The 17,397-nt window shown below is 70.8% G+C and carries 8 protein-coding genes; 5 read left to right on the plus strand and 3 right to left on the minus strand.

The genetic code is table 11. From position 1 onward, the window contains the following. The 5 genes from ADK57_RS27435 to ADK57_RS27455 all read left to right on the plus strand — a co-directional run. Positions 1-446: C40 family peptidase (locus ADK57_RS27435; protein ID WP_199830694.1), on the plus strand; the 446-nt coding region annotated here is incomplete at its 5' end. Between the two features lie 338 nt (positions 447-784). After that, complete coding sequence (locus ADK57_RS27440) at positions 785-3,682, plus strand: glycosyl hydrolase 115 family protein (RefSeq protein ID WP_078973372.1); 2,898 nt, start codon at positions 785-787, stop codon at positions 3,680-3,682. A gap of 255 nt (positions 3,683-3,937) precedes the next feature. After that, entirely contained in the window at positions 3,938-5,413 is a 1,476-nt protein-coding gene (locus ADK57_RS27445; RefSeq protein WP_078973364.1) for a cytochrome P450, read from the plus strand. Continuing rightward, the gene (locus ADK57_RS27450; protein WP_078973365.1) at positions 5,397-6,404 is read left to right on the plus strand and encodes a (-)-alpha-amorphene synthase; all 1,008 of its coding nucleotides are present in this window, start codon (positions 5,397-5,399) and stop codon (positions 6,402-6,404) included. The genes ADK57_RS27445 and ADK57_RS27450 overlap by 17 nt, the downstream gene beginning before the upstream one ends. Before the next feature lie 163 nt (positions 6,405-6,567). Then, positions 6,568-9,477 (plus strand): ATP-binding protein, encoded by a 2,910-nt coding sequence (locus ADK57_RS27455; RefSeq protein WP_053752269.1) that lies wholly within the window; start codon positions 6,568-6,570, stop codon positions 9,475-9,477. 18 nt (positions 9,478-9,495) lie between these two features. Here the strand turns inward: ADK57_RS27455 and ADK57_RS27460 are convergent, their stop codons facing one another. The 3 genes from ADK57_RS27460 to ADK57_RS27470 all read right to left on the minus strand — a co-directional run bounded on the left by ADK57_RS27460 (position 9,496) and on the right by ADK57_RS27470 (position 17,221). After that, a complete protein-coding gene (locus ADK57_RS27460; RefSeq protein ID WP_053752270.1) occupies positions 9,496-10,959 on the minus strand; it encodes an alpha-amylase family glycosyl hydrolase in 1,464 nt (487 codons plus the stop codon). Then, entirely contained in the window at positions 10,956-13,667 is a 2,712-nt protein-coding gene (locus ADK57_RS27465; RefSeq protein WP_053752271.1) for an MGH1-like glycoside hydrolase domain-containing protein, read from the minus strand. Before ADK57_RS27465 ends, ADK57_RS27460 begins: the two co-directional genes overlap by 4 nt. Positions 13,668-13,846: 179 nt before the next feature. Continuing rightward, entirely contained in the window at positions 13,847-17,221 is a 3,375-nt protein-coding gene (locus tag ADK57_RS27470) for a pyruvate carboxylase (RefSeq protein WP_053752272.1), read from the minus strand. Positions 17,222-17,397: the final 176 nt, after the last annotated feature.

Consider the following 17,397-nt stretch of genomic DNA (forward strand, 5'->3'; position numbering starts at 1 on the left):
AGGCGGACGGCACCTTCACCCCGGGCCTCCCCCTCGCCGGCGCGGCACCAGTCGGCGTCACCCCGACACCCGAACCCCCCGCCTACGAGACCAAGGCGACCCGCGCCCTCGCCTTCGCCCGTGCCCAGGTCGGCAAGCCGTGCGTCTGGGGCGCGGCCGGGCCGGGCTCGTACGACAACGCCGGCCTCACCCAGGCCGCCTGGCGGGCCGCCGGCGTCGAACTCCCCCGCACCACGCCCGCCCAGGCGTCCTCCGGCACGGCGGTGGCCCTGGCCGACACCCGTATCGGCGACCTGGTCTTCTTCTACGACGACCTCAGCCATGTCGGCCTCTACATCGGCAACGGCACGATGATCCACGCGCCGGGCCCGGGGGCGTACATCCGCGAGGAGTCGGTCTTCTACGCCGGCGAGTCGGCGATCCGCGGCGCGGTACGACCCGCCTGAGCCCTCGCAGAGCCCCGCCCGGCCGGCACCGTCGCCCCCGGCGCCCCACCCGCACCTCCACTCCTCCATGGGCACCCCGCACACGCACGGCTCTGGACGCCCCGTCCGGCCCTGCCCTAAGGTGCGATAGCAAGCGCTTTCTAGCCTGCTCTCTGCGTACGCACGCGTTCCATCTCGTCGCTCTTCGGCCTTCTCTCAGCCCCATGCGCTCAGCCCTGCCGGACGGTCCGCACGAGGGGCCGCCAAGGGTGCCCGGCGCGGAAAGGAAGCGTCTCGTGCCGCACAACGAACCGCAGGGCCCGTCGCAGCCATGGACCCGCAAGTCGTTCCTGCGCGGAATGGCGGCCGTCGGGGTCGCCCCGCTGCTCCCGGGGGTGTTCCCCGCGACCGCACGGGCCGCCGAGGCCGATGCCTCGGACCGGCCGGCCTTTCCCCTCCTCCAAGGCGGCGTCGCCGCGGACGTGTTCGTGGACGCGGCGGACGACCCGGCCGTGATCCGCGCGGCCGCTGACCTGCCCGCGGACCTCGAACGCGTCGGCGGCGTACGGCCCCGGCTGCTGCACACCCTGCCCGAGCGGGCGCCGTACCTGGTACTGGTGGGCACGCTCGGCGCCAGTCCCGTCATCGACCGGCTCGTCGCGGACCGGCGTCTTGACGTGTCCGGGGTGCACGGGCGCTGGGAGGCGTCGGTGACCCAGGTCGTGGAGCGCCCCTTACCCGGCGTGGACCGTGCCCTGGTGATCGCCGGCAGCGACCGGCGCGGCACGGTCTACGGCGTCTACGACACCTCGGAGCGCATCGGGGTCTCGCCCTGGTACTGGTGGGCCGACGTGCCCGTGGCACACCGCGACACCGTGACGGTGCCCGCGGGCCCTCTCAAGCGGCGTGAACCCTCCGTCCGTTACCGGGGCATCTTCATCAACGACGAGCAGAACCTGACCACTTGGTCCCGGCGGACCCAGGAGCCCGACAAGAACATCGGTCCCGAGACGTACAAGCACGTCTTCGAGCTGCTGCTCCGCCTGAAGGCCAACTACCTGTGGCCGGCCATGCACCCGTACTCCGACTTCTTCAACAAGCACCGCGAGAACCCCGAACTCGCCGACCGCTACGGCATCGTCGTCGGCTCCAGCCACCCCGAGGCCCTGCTGCGCAACGGCGTCCACGAGTGGGAGCCGTGGGCGAAGGAGCATCCCGGCGCGGACGGCACCCTGCCGGTCTACGACTACACGGTGAACCCCGGTGTCATCTCCGACTACTGGAGAGCCAGAGCGCGGCAGAACGCGTCGTACGAGAGCAGCTGGACGCTCGGCATGCGCGGACTGCACGACACCGCGCTGGAGACGAAGTACGCCACGACCATTCCGGAGAAGGTCGTGGTGATGAACGACATCATCGCGGACCAGCGCCGGATCCTTGCGGAGGAGGTCGGCGGGGCGGCCGAGCCGCAGATCTTCATCCCGTACAAGGAGGTGCTGGACCTGTACAACGCGGGCGTGCGGGTCCCCGACGACGTCACGCTGATCTGGCCGGACGACAACCACGGCAACATGCGCCAGCTGCCCGACGAAGCGGAGCGCGTCCGTGCGGGCGGCAACGGGATCTACTACCACCTCTCCTACTGGGGCCGCCCGCGCAGCTATCTGTGGCTGGACACCACCCAGCTGTCCAAGGTCTGGCAGGAGTTGCGGCGGGTGTACGAGCACGGCGTCGACCGGATGTGGATCTTCAACGTCGGTGACGTCAAGTCGATCGAGACCGGGTTGTCCTTCTCCATGGACATGGCCTGGGACGTGGACCGCCGGGCCGCCGACGACGTCGAGGACTTCGTGGCCGAGTGGGCCGGGCGGCTGTTCGGGCGGCGCCACGGCCCGGAGATCGCCGCCATCCGTACGGAGTACTACCGGCTGGCGGCCGAGCGGCGCCCGGAGTTCATCGACCGGGGGATGTTCTCCGTCGTCCACCACGGCGACGAGGCCGGACGCCGGATGGCCGCCTACGAACGGCTGCTGGAGCGTGCCCGGACGTTGGGCGCCGAGCTGCCCGAGGCCTATCGGGACGCCTTCTACGAACTGGTCGAATACCCGGTGCACGGCGCCTACTTGATGAACCTGAAGTACTACTGGGCGGACCGCAACGCGCTCGCGGTCCGGCAGGGGCGCGGCGCCGGCACCAACGGTTTCGCGGACCTGGCCGAGGCCGCCCATGCCGAGGAACTGGCGATCACCAAGCGGTACAACACCGAGGTGGCGGGCGGGAAATGGGACGGGATCGTCAACCCGTACCCCTCCCAGATCCCGAAGGCGCCCGGCCGTCCGGCCGTCACCAGGGTCGCCCGGCAGGAGACCTCGGGGCTCGGGGTGGCGGCCGAGGGGAACGAGACCGGGGCGGACCGGCCGCTGTCCTTCTCCTCCTACACCCGCGACCGGCGTTTCGTGGACGTCTTCAACACCGGCTTCCTCGACGTGGACTGGGTTGCGGAGGCCGGGCACCCATGGGTCCGGCTGAGCGCGACGGCCGGTTCCCTCACCGAGCAGACACGGGTGTGGGTGGAGATCGACTGGGCGGGCGTGCCCGAGGGGGCGCAGGAGTCCGCGGTCGTGGTCACCGGTTCCGGGCAACGCTTCGAGGTGCCGCTGCGGGTGGTCAACGACGGGGAGCGGGCACGCCGCCGGGCCCGTGGGTTCGTCGAGGCGCACGGATACGTGTCGATCGGCGCCGTGCACTTCGACCAGCGGGTGGCGCGCGGCGGATCCCGCTGGCGGACCGTGCGCGGGCTCGGCCGCCGTACGGGCGCGGTGGAGGCGGTGCCGTCGACGGCGTCCCCGGTCACCGGGGACTTCGCCGCCCGGGCACCGGAGTTGCGGTACCGGGTGCGCTTCGCGAGCGCCGGGACCTTCCCGGTCACCGTCTTCCGGCTGCCCTCCCTCGACGAACGCGGTCACCGCCGGATCGCCGTCGCCCTCGACGACCAGTCGGTGAGCGTGCTGTCCGGACAGTCCGTCGCCACCGGCAACCGCGGCGACGCCTGGGCCCGCAACGTGGAGGAGGGCATCGAGAAGCTGACCGCCCACGTGACCGTCACGGCACCCGGCGAACACGTCCTCAGGCTCTTCATGGTCGACCCGGCGATCGCCGTGGACCAGATCGTCGTCGACACCGGCGGGCTGCCCGCCACTTATCTCGCGCCGCCGGAGAGCTACCACCCGGAGTTCAACCCCGATCCCCACCTCTGATTGTCCGGCCCATTCGGAATCGCTGCATGCGAAGGAGGAGCACGAAAGATGTTTGAGTGACAGAAGGCGTCAATTCTTGAGTGTATTGCGCACTCAAGGTCGCTCACTCAATGCATCTTCGTGCTCCCGTGCGCCCCCGCGCACAGAGTGTTCGGGGCGCCGTCAGCAGCCTGGACTGGGCAGGACATGACTCAAACGCCAAGCCGGTGGAACTAGCACCGACTTTCGTGCGTCAACTGAGACAGGTGGTATTCGATGAGCAATGCCGTACCTGAAACAGAGCGAGCATGGACCACGGGTACTGCACCGGGCATATTCCCATCCGTCAGCCACCCTATAGCCTTGTTCCGTCACCCTTTGGGCTTTCTGAATTCCCTGCCGGCCCGTGGTGATCTGGTCGAGATACGCCTGGGCCCGCTCCGCGCCTGGATGGCGTGCCACCCGGAAGTGGCCCACCAAGTCCTCATGGACACACGGACCTTCGACAAGGGAGGCCCGCTCTACAACAGGCTCCAGCCACTGATGGGCGACGGCCTGGTGACCTGCCGTCAGGACACGCACCGCCGCCAACGCAGGGTGCTGCAACCCGACTTCCGTCCCTCCCGGGTGGCCGACCACACGGACATGATGGCCCGGGAAGCCGAGTTGACGTTCCGCGGGTGGCGGGCCGGGGATCAGGTCGACGTCAGCGCGGCGACGATGGCACTGACCACCCGGGTGATGAACCACGTCCTCTTCTCCGACTCGCTCGGCGGCGCGGCGGCAGCCGAGGTGGGCGACTGCCTCGCCGCCATCGTCCGCGGACTGTTCGTCCGTACGGTCGTGCCGGTCGACGCCCTGTTCCGCATCCCGACGCCCGCGAACCGGCGCTACCGGCGTGCGGTCGACCGGGTGCACGCGATCGTGGACGAAGTGGTCGCAAAGCGCCGGCAGGGCCGCCCGAGCGAAGACCGGGAGGACATCCTCGAAACGCTGCTGAGGGCCGCCCGCGACGAATCCTCGGCGGTCACGGAACAGGAGGTCCACGACCAGCTGGTCACGCTGCTGCTCACCGGATCCGAAAGCCCCTCCAACTGCCTTGCCTCCGCCCTCGATCTGCTGGCCCGTCATCCGGAGGCGGAGCGTCGTCTGCACGCCGAGGTCGACGCCGTGGTCGCCGACCGGCCGCGGCCCGGCTCCGACGAGTTGCCGCGGCTCACCTACACCCGGTGCGTCGTCGCCGAGACCATGCGCCACCGTCCGCCCGGCTGGCTCTTCACCCGCATCACCACCCGGGAGACGACGCTCGCCGGGCACCGGCTCCCCCGGGGCACCACCGTTCTGTACAGCCCCTACCTCCTGCACCACGACCCCGCCTCGTTCCCCGATCCCGAGCTCTTCCTTCCCGAGCGCTGGCTCCCGGGGCGGGCCACCGCCGATCCGCACGGCGCGATGCTCCCCTTCTCCACGGGCAACCGGAAGTGCATCGGCGACACCTTCGCCGTGGCGGAAGCCACGCTCGCCCTCGCGGCCATCACCGGCCGCTGGCGGCTGCGCCATCTGCCCGGGTACACCGAACGGCTGCGCCCCGCCGCGACGTTGGGGCCCCGGTCACTGGTGATGACCTGTGAACCGCGTGCGCACGCGCCCGGCACGGCACCCCGTGCACGAGCCCTCGCTTCCCGAGCAACCGCAGCAGCCCGCGCACAGGACCCCCGGACGGCAGGTGACAACGGTGCCGACGACTCATGAGGAAATCGCAGCGGTTCCGCACGGCGTGATCACGGACGGAAGTCTCAGGGATCTGATCGACGCCCACCTCTACATGCCCTTCCCGTTCCAGAGCAATCGCCACGCCGCCGAGGCCGCGGCGGGCGTCGGCACCTGGCTGCGCGCCTGGGGACTGACCGACGATCCGGAGGTGGCGGCCATGATCACCGCCACGCGCCCCGCCCAGCTCGCGGCCTACAACAGCCCGTCCATGGACGCCGACCTCCTCCAGATCGTCGCCAACCAGATCGCCTACCAGTTCATCTTCGACGATCGGGCCGAAGAGGTCGGCCGCCGGTGGCCCGGCCGGCTGCTGCCGATGCTGAGCGAGAGCGTCGAGATCCTCCGGGACGGCCGGCCGCCCAGCACCTCTCTCGGCGCCGCGCTCGCCGACCTTCACCGACAGGTCCGGGAGCGGTGCACACCCGATCAGGCGGCGCGCTGGGCGTGGAACAGCCGTGAGTATGTGCACGGTCTGTTGTACGAGGCGGTGGTCCAGAGCGACTCCCTGCCGTTGGAGGCCGGGCAGTGCACTTCGATACGCTCGCTCACCGCAGGCATCGAGCCGTTCTATCCGCTGTACGAGGCGGCACAGCGCCGCGAACTGACCCGTCACGACCTCCATCACCCCGTCGTACGGCGGCTGACGCGGCTGTCGGTCGATGCCGCGGTGTGGACGGCCGACCTCTTCTCCGCCGTCAAGGAACAACGGGCAGGGGGCGTCATCAACCTCGCCCTCGCCCAACAGCGTCTGCACCGGTGCCCGCTGCCGACCGCCGTCATGATCGCCATCCGTCTGATCAACAGCACGATCAGCGAGTTCGAGGTGCTCCACAAGGGGATCAAGCCGGAACTGAGTCCCGCCGGAGCAGGCTACTTGGACGGCATGGTCGGCTGGATCCGAGGCTGCTACTTCTGGTCCCGCACAGTGCCACGCTATGGGGAGACCGCGGAGGCGTCCGCCGTCCCATGAATGCGAGCGGTGCATCTCACCCGAAGGACGAATACTCGAATCGCTCCCGTGGATATTTCACCCTCCTTGCCGTTCTCCCGTCCGAACACGACCGCCGGGTACACACAAGAGCGTACGCTCGGCGCCGTCCTCCGCGGATCAACGACAGGAAGCGGTAGTGCACATGGCTCCTGGGCTGCGGCAATTCCTCACCGAACAGCGCCCGTTGCTCGAACGCCGACGGGAACTCCGGGCACTCGAACTGGCGTTGTCCGAGCTCCGCGAAGCGGCCGCGGGTGTACCGCGCACACCGAACAGCGAACTCCTCGTCTTCGCGGGTCCGGCCGGTATGGGGAAGACCACCCTCGTCGCCGCGGCACGCGCTCGCGCGGTCCGACACGGATGCACGGTGCTCTCCGGCAAGGGTGGCGAGAACGAGCAGGGGCTGGCCTTCCGCGTGGTGCGCCAGCTCCTGCAGCCCGCCCTGGCGGCGATGGACGAGGCGGAGCTCCGTGGCTTCCTGGGGAGTTGGTACGACATCGTCGCGGTCGCGCTCGGCCTCGAGGCCAAGAACACCGCCCATGTGCCAGACCCGACCGGGGTGCGCGACGGCCTCGACTGGGTCATGACCCGTCTGGCGGTGAAAAAGGCGCCGGTCGTGCTGCTCCTGGACGACCTGCACTGGGCCGATGCCGAGTCCCTCGACTGGCTCGCCTCCTTCGCGCCGCGGGCCGCCGATGTCCCGCTGCTGATCGTCGCCGCCTATCGGCCCGACGACATGCCGCCCGAGGCGGACTCCATCCGCCTCGTCTTCGAACGTCACGGGAATCGCCCCCACTCGCTGGTACCCCTCAGCACCGACGGCGTCGCACGGATCATCAGGGACGCGGTCGGGGAGCAGGCAGAGGACGAGTTCTGCGAGGAATGCTCGACGGTCACCAACGGGAACCCGTTCGAGACGGTCGAGCTGGCCTTCAGGCTTGCAGAGTGGCAAGTGAGTGGCATGTGGCACGAGTTGCCCGTGATGCGGGATCTCGCTGCGGCGGTCAAGGGCCCCGGGCTGCTCGATCGCCTGCAACGCCTCGGTACGACCACCGTGCGCTACGCCTGGGCCGCCGCCGTGCTGGGCGGATCCTTCTCTCCGGAGCTCGCCGCGGACTTGGCCGTGATCGGCAGCGAAGAGGCCGCCGATGCCACGGAGCGGCTGCGCACCGCCCGGATCCTGGCCGACAGCCAGGGGCCCGGGGGCGGTGTGGAGTTCGTCCACCCGCTGATCGCCACGACCATCTACCGGGACATCCCGTCCGGGTTGCGCGTCGGTCTGCACAACGCGGCCGCGGAGGCCGTCCACGCCGCGGGGCTCGGCCCCACCGCAGCCGCCCGGCATCTGCTGGAGGTCCCCTGCGAGGGCAGGCCCGAAGCGGTCGAATGCCTCCGGGCGGCCGCCCGGGAGTACCTTCGCGCCGGGGCACCTGAGGCTGCCCGACGTGCCCTGACCCGAGCCCTGAGGGAGCCGCCTCCCGCGGAGGACCGGGCCGCACTCCTCCACGAACTCGCCTGCTCGACCTTCCTGATCGAACCCACGGCCACGATCGGCTATCTGCGAGAGGCACTGACGGAGCCCGGAGTCGACCCCGATCTGCGCGCTTCCATCGTCTACCGGCTGGCTCAGGCGCTGGCCCACACCGACCGGCTGGCCGAGGCCGCGACCGTGGCCGCCGACGAGGCACGGCAGGCGGCCAATCCGCGCATCCGACTACGGATGCAGGCCGAGCACTTCGTGTGGAGCGCGTTCCGCATGGACGAGCCCGACTCGCCCGCCCGCTCCCGCAAGCTGGCCCGGCTGGCCGACAAGCTGACCGGCCGTGGGCTCGATGAGCGCTACATCCTGGGCCTGCGGGCCTGGGACGCGCTGGTGCGCGGTGAGCCGCGACGCACGGTCCTTGCGTGTGCCGGGGATGCCCTTCGCGGGGGCATGAGCTGGACCGACGAGAACCGCGGCTTCGAGGTGCCCCTGTCGGTCGCTCTCACGTTCATGTACTGCGACCAGCCCCGACGGGCCGAGGAGCTGTTCATCAAGGGCATGGCCGAGTGCGAGGTCAAGGGCTGGCGGGGCTCCCATCTGGCAGTCGGCCAGACCCTCTTCGGCTACATCCGCTACCGGCGCGGCTGCCTGGCCGAGGCGGAGGAACTCGCTCGCGAGGGTCTGCGCATCGCCGACCGCGTCGAAGGGGCCGTGCCCGCCCAGTGGTTCGCCATCGGCATCCTGATCCAGATCCTGCTGGCCCGCGGTCGGAGCACCGCCGCCCGTGAGCTCGCCGACCGGTACCACTACGGCGAGGTCGTCCCGAACGCCGTCATCTACCCCGACCCGCGCACCGTGTACGCCGAACTGCTCCTGGCGGAGGGGCGGCGGTCGGAAGCCGAGTGTCTCCTGTCCGCCGTCGGAGACCGGCTGGAGGCGCGTGCCTGGCGCAACCCGTCCTGGTGTGCCTGGCAGCTGGACCTGGCGTCCGCCGTCGCACCCGGTGCTCCCGACCGGGCGGTCCGCCTCGCCCAGGACGCCGTCAAGCGGGCCCGTGACTTCGGGGCGGCGTCCGTGATCGGCCAGGCGCTGCACGTGGAGGCCGAGGTCACCGGCGGCCCCGCGGCCCTCGACCTGCACGCGCAGGCCGTCGAACACCTCGAAGAGTCCCCCGCCGCGTACGAACTGGCCCGTGCCCTGGTCGGCCACGGCGCCGCGCTGTCCCGCAACAGCCGGTTCCATGACGCCGCCGACCGCCTGTACCGGGGCCTGGAAACCGCCGTCCACTGCGGTGCCGAGGCCGTGGCCGCCCGGGCCAGGGAGGAACTCTCCGCCGCGGGTATGCGCCCGCTCCCCCTGCGCTACAGCCAGACTGACAGCCTCACCGCACACGAACGCCGAGCCGCCGAAATGGCGGCCCAGGGACACCCGGTGGCGGTGGTCGCGAAGGAACTGCGGCTCACCGAGCAGGGCGTACGACAGCTGCTCTCGTCCGCCTACCGCAAGGTCGGCACCGACGCCGCGGGGCTCGCCGAGGCGTTGAAGACGTTCCCGCGGCCACTGCCCTGAGCCTGGCCGGACCAGCTGCTACGAGGTCCCCCTGGCCGACACGGACAGGACGTGTGCCTCCCACGCGCCCAGGGCCACGAACAGCCCCTGGTCCGTCAGTTCGCCGCCGTCGCGGTCGTACGTCCTGTCCGTCAGAAGGTCGGTGAGGCGGTGCTCGCCGCCTCGCAGGTCGTCCCACGGGAGGGGAAGCCGTGCCTCGGCCAGGCGGTCGGAGTAGTTGACGGCGACCACGTGGCGTGTGTCCTCATGCGTCCAGGTCCATGCCAGCAGGTCGCGATGGGTGTCGTTGTCCGGCCGGCCCGTCGGGGTCAACGGCCGCCATTCGCCCCGGCGTACGGCGGTCGCCACCCGCAGCAGTCGGCCGTGGAAATCACGCAGCGGCTCGTCGGCCGTTTCCTGCGGTCGGCGGGAGAGGAACACCGGCGGGCGCACCCGGCGGCCCTCGAACTGGCCCTCGTGCCAGAGCGTCGCGCCGGGCAGGGTCGCGACGGCGATGGCCGCCGCCCGCCCCCGGGCGCCGGGCAGGGTGGCGGCGGCCCGCGGCTCGTCGTGGTTCTCGAGGAAGCGGACGAGACCGCGCTGGTAGGCGAGGTCGGCGCGCAGATGGGCGCGGACGGAATCGGCGTTCTCGTGGCACAGGCGGTCGTAGAGCCGTTTGTCGTAGCAGTGGTCGAAGCCCTGCTGCTGGAGGGCCCATTCGAGGTCCCAGTAGGCCTCGGCGACGAAGAGGAGGTCCGGGTGGCGGGCGCGGACGCGCGGGATGACGTACGGCCAGAAGTCCTCGGGGGGAGTCGGTCCCGCGCGGTCTCCCCAGGTCTTGGCGAAGACGTCGTTCATCATCAGCATCGCCATGTCGCAGCGCACGCCGTCCGCCTGGTCGCCGATGGACACCAGCGTGTCCACGGTCGCCCTGCGCAGGTCCTCGGCGAAGGCGTTCAGCTGGACCACGTCCGGCCAGGGCGGGAAGTACGGGTCGCGTCCCCGGGCGTAGAGGTGCCCGCCGGCTTCGAGGAAGGCGTCCGGCGCGTGGGCCAGGTCGTCCGGGGTGCCCTGGATCAGGCGGTCGGGGTGTGTGGTGAGCCAGGGGTGGTCGGGGGCCACGTGGTTGGGGACGAAGTCCAGGATCAGCCGTAGTCCGCGTGCGGCCAGTTGGGCGCGGGCCGTGGCCAGGCCCTCCGGGCCGCCGAGGGAGGCGTCGACGACGTAGTTCCGTACGCAGTACGGGGATGCGGCGATGTCCGCCTCGGTGACGTCGGGCAGTGCCTCGCGGAACGACGCCAGCAGGGTCTCGTCGCGCAGGGCGATCCCGAGGCCGGCCGGGCTGCGCTCCCAGACGCCCATCAGCCAGACGGTGTCGATGCCGGGCCGGGCGAGCTCGTCCCAGACCTCTCCGGGTACCTCGCCCAGGGTGATGCGACGCCCGTGGCGGTCGCTCAACTCGCCCAGCCAGACAAGGGTGTTGATTTCGAGGATCACCGTCATGACAGCGGTTCCTCCCGGTCGTCCGTGGGATCTTGGGATTCCCTGCCGCCGGGGCGCCGGTCGTCGGCGTCGACGACGTGGAACAGCGTCGCGGTGGCGGCGACCAGTCCGGTCCAGCCGGTCTGGTGGGAGGCGCCGAGCCCTGCGCCGTTGTCGCCGTGGAAGTACTCGTAGAAGAGGATGAGGTCCTTCCAGTGCGGGTCCTTGGCGAACTTGGGGTCCGCGCCGTGCACCGGTCGATGGCCGTCGGCGTCGGGCAGGAAGGTGGCGGTGAGCCGGTCGGAGATCTCGCGTGCGACCTCGTAGAGGTTCATCTGCCGTCCGGAGCCGGTCGGGCACTCCACGGTGAAGTCGGGGCCGTGGTAGCCGTGCAGGTTCATCAGGGCGCGGATCAGGAGGAGATTGATCGGGAACCACACCGGGCCGCGCCAGTTGGAGTTGCCGCCGAACATGCCGGAGTCGGACTCGGCGGGCAGATAGCCGACGCCGTACGTCCGGCCGTTCACCTCGAAGGTGTACGGGTGCTCCGCGTGCCGTCGGGAGAGGGAACGGATGCCGTGCGGGCCGAGGAACTCGTCCTCGTCGAGCATGCGGGCCAGGATGCGGCGCAGCCGGTCCTCGCCGAACAGGGCGAAGAGATAGCGGCCCCGGGTGCCGGGGTCGTCGGCGGCGTGCTGCGAGACGAACGACTCGACGGCCGGGTGCCGCCTGATGAACTCCCGGGCGCCCTCGACCAGTTCGGGGAAGCCGCGGTCCGCCCGGCCGCCGATCACGCTGGTCGCGGCGAGCGGGATCAGGCCGACCAGGGAACGCACCTTCAAGGGGGTCGCGGTGCCGTCGGGCAGCCTGAGGACGTCGTAGAAGAAGCCGTCCTCCTCGTCCCACAGGCTGGCGTTGTCCTTGCCGATGCGGTTCATGGCGACGGCGATCCACGCGAAGTGCTCGAACAGCATCTGCGCCTGCTCGACGTACACGGGGTTGTCGACGGCGAGTTCGATCGCGATGTCCATGAGGTTCTGGCAGTACAGCGCCATCCAGGCGGTGCCGTCGGCCTGGTCGAGGTGGCCGCCGGTGGGCAGCGGGGCACTGCGGTCGAAGACGCCGATGTTGTCGAGGCCGAGGAAGCCGCCCTGGAAGACGTTGTTGCCGTCGACGTCCTTGCGGTTGAGCCACCAGGTGAAGTTCTTCAGCAGCTTCTGGTAGGCGTTCTCCAGGAAGGCGCGGTCGCCGTGGCCGGTGCGGTGCTTCTCCAGTTCGTAGACGAAGAGGGTCGCCCAGGCGTGCACGGGCGGGTTGACGTCGCCGAAGTTCCATTCGTACGCCGGGATCTGGCCGTTGGGGTGCAGATAGAGGCGGTGCAGCAGCAGGTCGAGCTGGGACTTGGCGAAGCCGATGTCGACCATGGACAGGGCCAGGGTGTGGAAGGCGAGGTCCCAGGCCGCGAACCACGGGTACTCCCAGGTGTCCGGCATCGACATGATCTCGTCGTTGACCATGTGGTACCAGCCGCTGTTGCGGACACTCGGGTCGGCGGCGAGCGGGTCGACGCCGTGTTCGGCCAGCCAGCGCTCGACGTCCAGGTGGTAGTACTGCTTGCTCCACAGCATCCCGGCCAGCGCCTGCCGGACCATGTGTCGCTCTTCCTCGCCCATGCCGTCCGGGGCGATGCCGTCGTAGAAGGCGTCGGCCTCGGTACGGCGCATGTCCAGCACCTGCCCGAAGTCCCGCCAGGGATCGGCGAGTTCGGTGTCGGTCAGGCGCAGGCGGATGGTGGCGCTCTCCTCGGCGGGGACGGTCAGGACGTGGTGCACGGCCGCCTTGGTACCGGTGCGTTCCGGGTTCACGGCCTGCAACTCGCCGTGGACGACGTAGCGGTCGATGCCGTCCTTGACGTACGGCGTGGTGTTCGCGCTGCCGAAGATGCGCTGGTTGTCGGTCTCGTTGTCGGTGAACAGGGTCTCGCCCTGGTGGTGGAGCCAGCGTGGGCCGAGCTCTTCGTGGTCGGCGCGCACGGCTCCCTCCGTCGCGCGCAGTCGGGGGACCGCCGAGCCGCCCGCCCACGACCAGGTGTGCCGGAACCACAGCGTCGGCAGGAGGTGCAACACCGCCTCGTCGGGTCCGCGGTTGTGCGCGGTGATCTCGACCAGCAGATCCTCCGGTCCCGCCTTCGCGTACTCGACGACGACGTCGAAGTAGCGGTCCTCGTCGAAGATGCCGGTGTCGAGGAGTTCGTACTCGAAGTCGCCGCGGCCGCGGGCCCGGTTGGTGTCGACGAGGTCGCCGTAGGGGAACTCGCCCTGCGGGTACTTGTAGAGGTACTTCATGTACGAGTGCGTGGGCGTGTTGTCGAGGTGGAAGTAGTACTCCTTGACGTCCTCGCCGTGGTTGCCCTCGGTGTTGGTGAGGCCGAACATCCGTTCCTTGAGGATCGGGTCGCGGCCGTTCCACAGGGCCAGTGCGAAGCACAGCCGCTGCTTGTCGTCGCTGACGCCGGCGATGCCGTCCTCGCCCCAGCGGTAGGCGCGGGAGCGGGCCTGGTCGTGGGTGAAGTACGACCAGGCGTCGCCGTCGGTGCTGTAGTCCTCCCGGACCGTGCCCCACTGCCGCTCGCTCAGGTACGGGCCCCAGCGCCGCCAGGGCGCCACGCCTTCGTCGGCCTCCGCGAGCCGCCGCCGCTCGGCGTCCCGTGCGTCGTCACCGGTCGTCATCGTCCACGCTCCTCACGCCCCCGTCCGACTCGTCCAGACTCGGACGGGTCGGGCGGGGGCGCAATCACACGCGGGGCCCACGATGCCTGCGCCGGTTGCCGGACGGGGCGCCTCCCGGACGGCGTACTGCTGTCGCAGCTTCGGCCGAACGGGTGGGTCGCGCGCCCGGCGCGGCCGCCTCAGCCGATCTCGACGAGCAGGTCTCCGCCCTCCACCTGCTGGATCTTGTTGATGGCGAGCCGGGACACCCGCCCGCCCTTCGGGGCGGTGATCGTGGCCTCCATCTTCATCGCCTCGATCGTGGCCACCGTGGCTCCGGCCGCCACCTCGTCGCCCTCGGCGACCGCGAGCGTCACCACCCCGGCGAACGGCGCGGGGACGTGTCCGGGCTTGGAGCGGTCGGCCTTCTCGGTCACCGGCACGTCGGCGGACGCGGCGGTGTCGCGGACCTGGATGGGCCGCAGCTGGCCGTTCAACGCGGACATCACCGTGCGCATACCGCGTTCGTCGGCCTCGCCGACGGCTTCCAGCTCGATGAGGAGCCGCACGCCGGGCTCGAGGTCGACGGCGTACTCCTTTCCGGGCCTGAGACCGTAGAAGAAGTCCTTGCTGTCCAGCACGCTGGTGTCGCCGAAGCTCTGGCGGTGCGTCTCGTACTCGCGCGTCGGCCCGGGGAAGAGCAGCCGGTTGAGCGTGGCGCGCCGGTCCTTCTCCAGTCCCGTACGGTCCTGGGCCGTCAGCTCCTGCACGGGCTTGGCCTCGGCGCGGCCCTGGAGCGCCCTGCTGCGGAACGGCTCCGGCCAGCCGCCGGGCGGGGTGCCGAGCTCGCCACGCAGGAAGCCGATGACGGAGTCGGGGATGTCGAACCGGTCCGGCGTCGCCTCGAACTCCTCGGGCGCCACGCCGGCGCCGACCAGGTGCAGGGCGAGGTCGCCGACCACCTTGGACGACGGGGTGACCTTCACCAGGTGGCCGAGGATGCGGTCGGCGGCGGCGTACATCGCCTCGATGTCCTCGAACCGGTCGCCTAGGCCCAGCGCGACTGCCTGGGTGCGCAGGTTGGACAGCTGCCCGCCGGGGATCTCGTGGTCGTAGACGCGGCCGGTCGGGGAGGCCAGGCCCGCCTCGAACGGTGCGTAGATCTTGCGGACGCTCTCCCAGTACGGCTCCAGGTCACCGACCGCCCTCAGATCCAGGCCGGTCGGCCGGTCGGAGTGGTCGGTCGCCGCCACGATCGCCGACAGGGACGGCTGCGAGGTGGTGCCGGCCATGGACGCCACCGCACCGTCCACCGCGTCCGCGCCGGCCTGGATCGCGGCCAGGTAGGTGGCGAGCTGGCCGCCCGCCGTGTCGTGGGTGTGCAGGTGCACCGGCAGGTCGAACTCGCGGCGCAGGGCGGAGACCAGCGTGGCGGCGGCGGGGGCGCGGAGCAGGCCCGCCATGTCCTTCACGGCGATGACATGGGCGCCGGCGTCCACGATCTGCTCGGCGAGCCGGAGGTAGTAGTCGAGGGTGTAGAGCCGCTCGTTCGGGTCGGACAGGTCGGAGGTGTAGCAGAGGGCGACCTCGGCGATCGCCGTGCCGGTGGCCCGTACGGCGTCGATGGCGGGCCGCATCTGGCCCACGTCGTTGAGCGCGTCGAAGATGCGGAAGATGTCGATGCCGGTCGCCGCGGCCTCCTGGACGAAGGCGTCGGTCACCTCGGTCGGGTACGGGGTGTAGCCCACGGTGTTGCGGCCGCGCAGCAGCATCTGGAGGCAGAGGTTCGGCACGGCCTCGCGCAGGGCGGCCAGGCGCTCCCAGGGGTCCTCGGCGAGGAAGCGCAGCGCGACGTCGTAGGTGGCGCCGCCCCAGCACTCCAGGGAGAGCAGCTCGGGCAGGGTGCGGGCCACGACCGGGGCGACGGCGAGCATGTCCTTCGTGCGGACCCGGGTGGCCAGCAGCGACTGGTGGGCGTCGCGGAACGTGGTGTCGGTGACGCCGATGGTCGGTGACTCGCGCAGCCAGCGGGCGAAGCCCTCGGGGCCGAGTTCGGTGAGCTTCTGCTTGGAGCCGGCGGGCGGCTCGGTGGTGTCGGTCCGGGGCAGCTTGGTGGTGGGCTCGATCAGGTCGGGCCGCTCGCCGTGGGGCTTGTTCACCGTCACGTCGGCGAGGTAGGTGAGCAGTTTCGTGCCGCGGTCCGCGGAGTGGCGGGCGGTGAGCAGGTGCGGACGCTGTTCGATGAACGACGTGGTGACCTGTCCGGCCTGGAAGTCCGGGTCGTCGAGGACCGCCTGCAGGAACGGGATGTTGGTGGACACGCCGCGGATGCGGAACTCGGCCACGGCACGCCGGGCGCGGCGGACCGCGGTCGTGAAGTCCCGGCCCCGGCAGGTGAGCTTCACCAGCATGGAGTCGAAGTGCGCGCTGATCTCCGTACCGGCGTGGGTGGTGCCGCCGTCGAGCCGGATGCCCGAGCCGCCGGGCGAACGGTAGGCGCTGATGCGGCCGGTGTCGGGGCGGAAGCCGTTGGCGGGGTCCTCGGTGGTGATACGGCACTGGAGTGCGGCGCCGTGCAGGGTGACGGTCTCCTGCGAGAGACCGAGGTCGGCGAGACTCTCGCCGGCGGCGATGCGCAGCTGCGCCTGGACGAGGTCGACGTCGGTGACCTCCTCGGTCACCGTGTGCTCGACCTGGATCCGCGGGTTCATCTCGATGAAGACGTGGTTGCCCTCGCGGTCGAGCAGGAACTCCACGGTGCCCGCGTTGCGGTAGCCGATCTCGCGGGCGAACCGCACGGCGTCGGCGCAGATCTGCTCGCGCAGCGCCGGGTCGAGGTTGGGCGCGGGCGCCAGCTCGATGACCTTCTGGTGGCGGCGTTGCACGGAACAGTCGCGCTCGAAGAGGTGGATGACGTTGCCGTGCCCGTCGGCGAGGATCTGCACCTCGATGTGCCGGGGTTCGACGACGGCCTTCTCCAGGAAGACGGTGGCGTCGCCGAACGCGGACGCCGCCTCGCGGGCCGCCGCCTCGATGGACTCGCGCAGCTGAGCGCGCTCCTCGACGCGGCGCATGCCGCGCCCTCCGCCGCCGGCGACCGCCTTCACGAACACGGGGAAGCCGATGTCCTCGGCGGCCCGCACCAGCTCGTCCACGTCGGTGGAGGGCGCCGAGGAGCCCAGGACGGGTACGCCGGCCGCGCGGGCGGCGGCCACCGCGCGCGCCTTGTTGCCCGTCAGCTCCAGGATCTGCGCGCTCGGCCCCACGAAGGTGATGCCCGCGTCCTCGCACGCCCGCGCCAGATCGGGGTTCTCGGACAGGAACCCGTAGCCCGGGTAGACGGCGTCGGCACCGGCCCTCCGGGCCGCGCGGACGATCTCCTCCACGGAGAGGTAGGCGCGCACCGGGTGCCCCGGCTCACCGATCTCGTAGGCCTCGTCGGCCTTCATCCGGTGCAGCGAGTTGCGGTCCTCGTACGGGAAGACGGCGACGGTCCTCGCGCCCAGTTCATAGCCGGCGCGGAAGGCCCGAATCGCGATCTCGCCTCGGTTGGCCACCAGTACCTTGCGGAGCATTCCCGATCCCTTCGGCCTGCACGTGCGGAACACCATGGTCTCGGCATTGTCCCCGGGGTGCCATGAGAGCCGGGTCACGTGGGGAGTGGCGGTTCGGGATGATCTGCGCCGGTACGGCGGTTGCACCAGGAACAACCAGTGCGGCGGACGGCCAGGTGACTGTCCCGCACGTGTCG

It is taken from the genome of Streptomyces sp. MMG1533 (assembly GCF_001279775.1).
GTDB lineage: Bacteria > Actinomycetota > Actinomycetes > Streptomycetales > Streptomycetaceae > Streptomyces.

Bases quoted from the DNA above. Each gene is read 5' to 3' on its own strand.
- ADK57_RS27440 (WP_078973372.1), top strand. From the start codon at position 785: ATGGCGGCCGTCGGGGTCGCCCCGCTGCTCCCGGGGGTGTTCCCCGCG.
- ADK57_RS27445 (WP_078973364.1), top strand. From the start codon at position 3,938: ATGAGCAATGCCGTACCTGAAACAGAGCGAGCATGGACCACGGGTACT.
- ADK57_RS27455 (WP_053752269.1), top strand. From the start codon at position 6,568: ATGGCTCCTGGGCTGCGGCAATTCCTCACCGAACAGCGCCCGTTGCTC.
- ADK57_RS27460 (WP_053752270.1), bottom strand. From the start codon at position 10,959: ATGACGGTGATCCTCGAAATCAACACCCTTGTCTGGCTGGGCGAGTTG.
- ADK57_RS27465 (WP_053752271.1), bottom strand. From the start codon at position 13,667: ATGACGACCGGTGACGACGCACGGGACGCCGAGCGGCGGCGGCTCGCG.
- ADK57_RS27470 (WP_053752272.1), bottom strand. From the start codon at position 17,221: ATGCTCCGCAAGGTACTGGTGGCCAACCGAGGCGAGATCGCGATTCGG.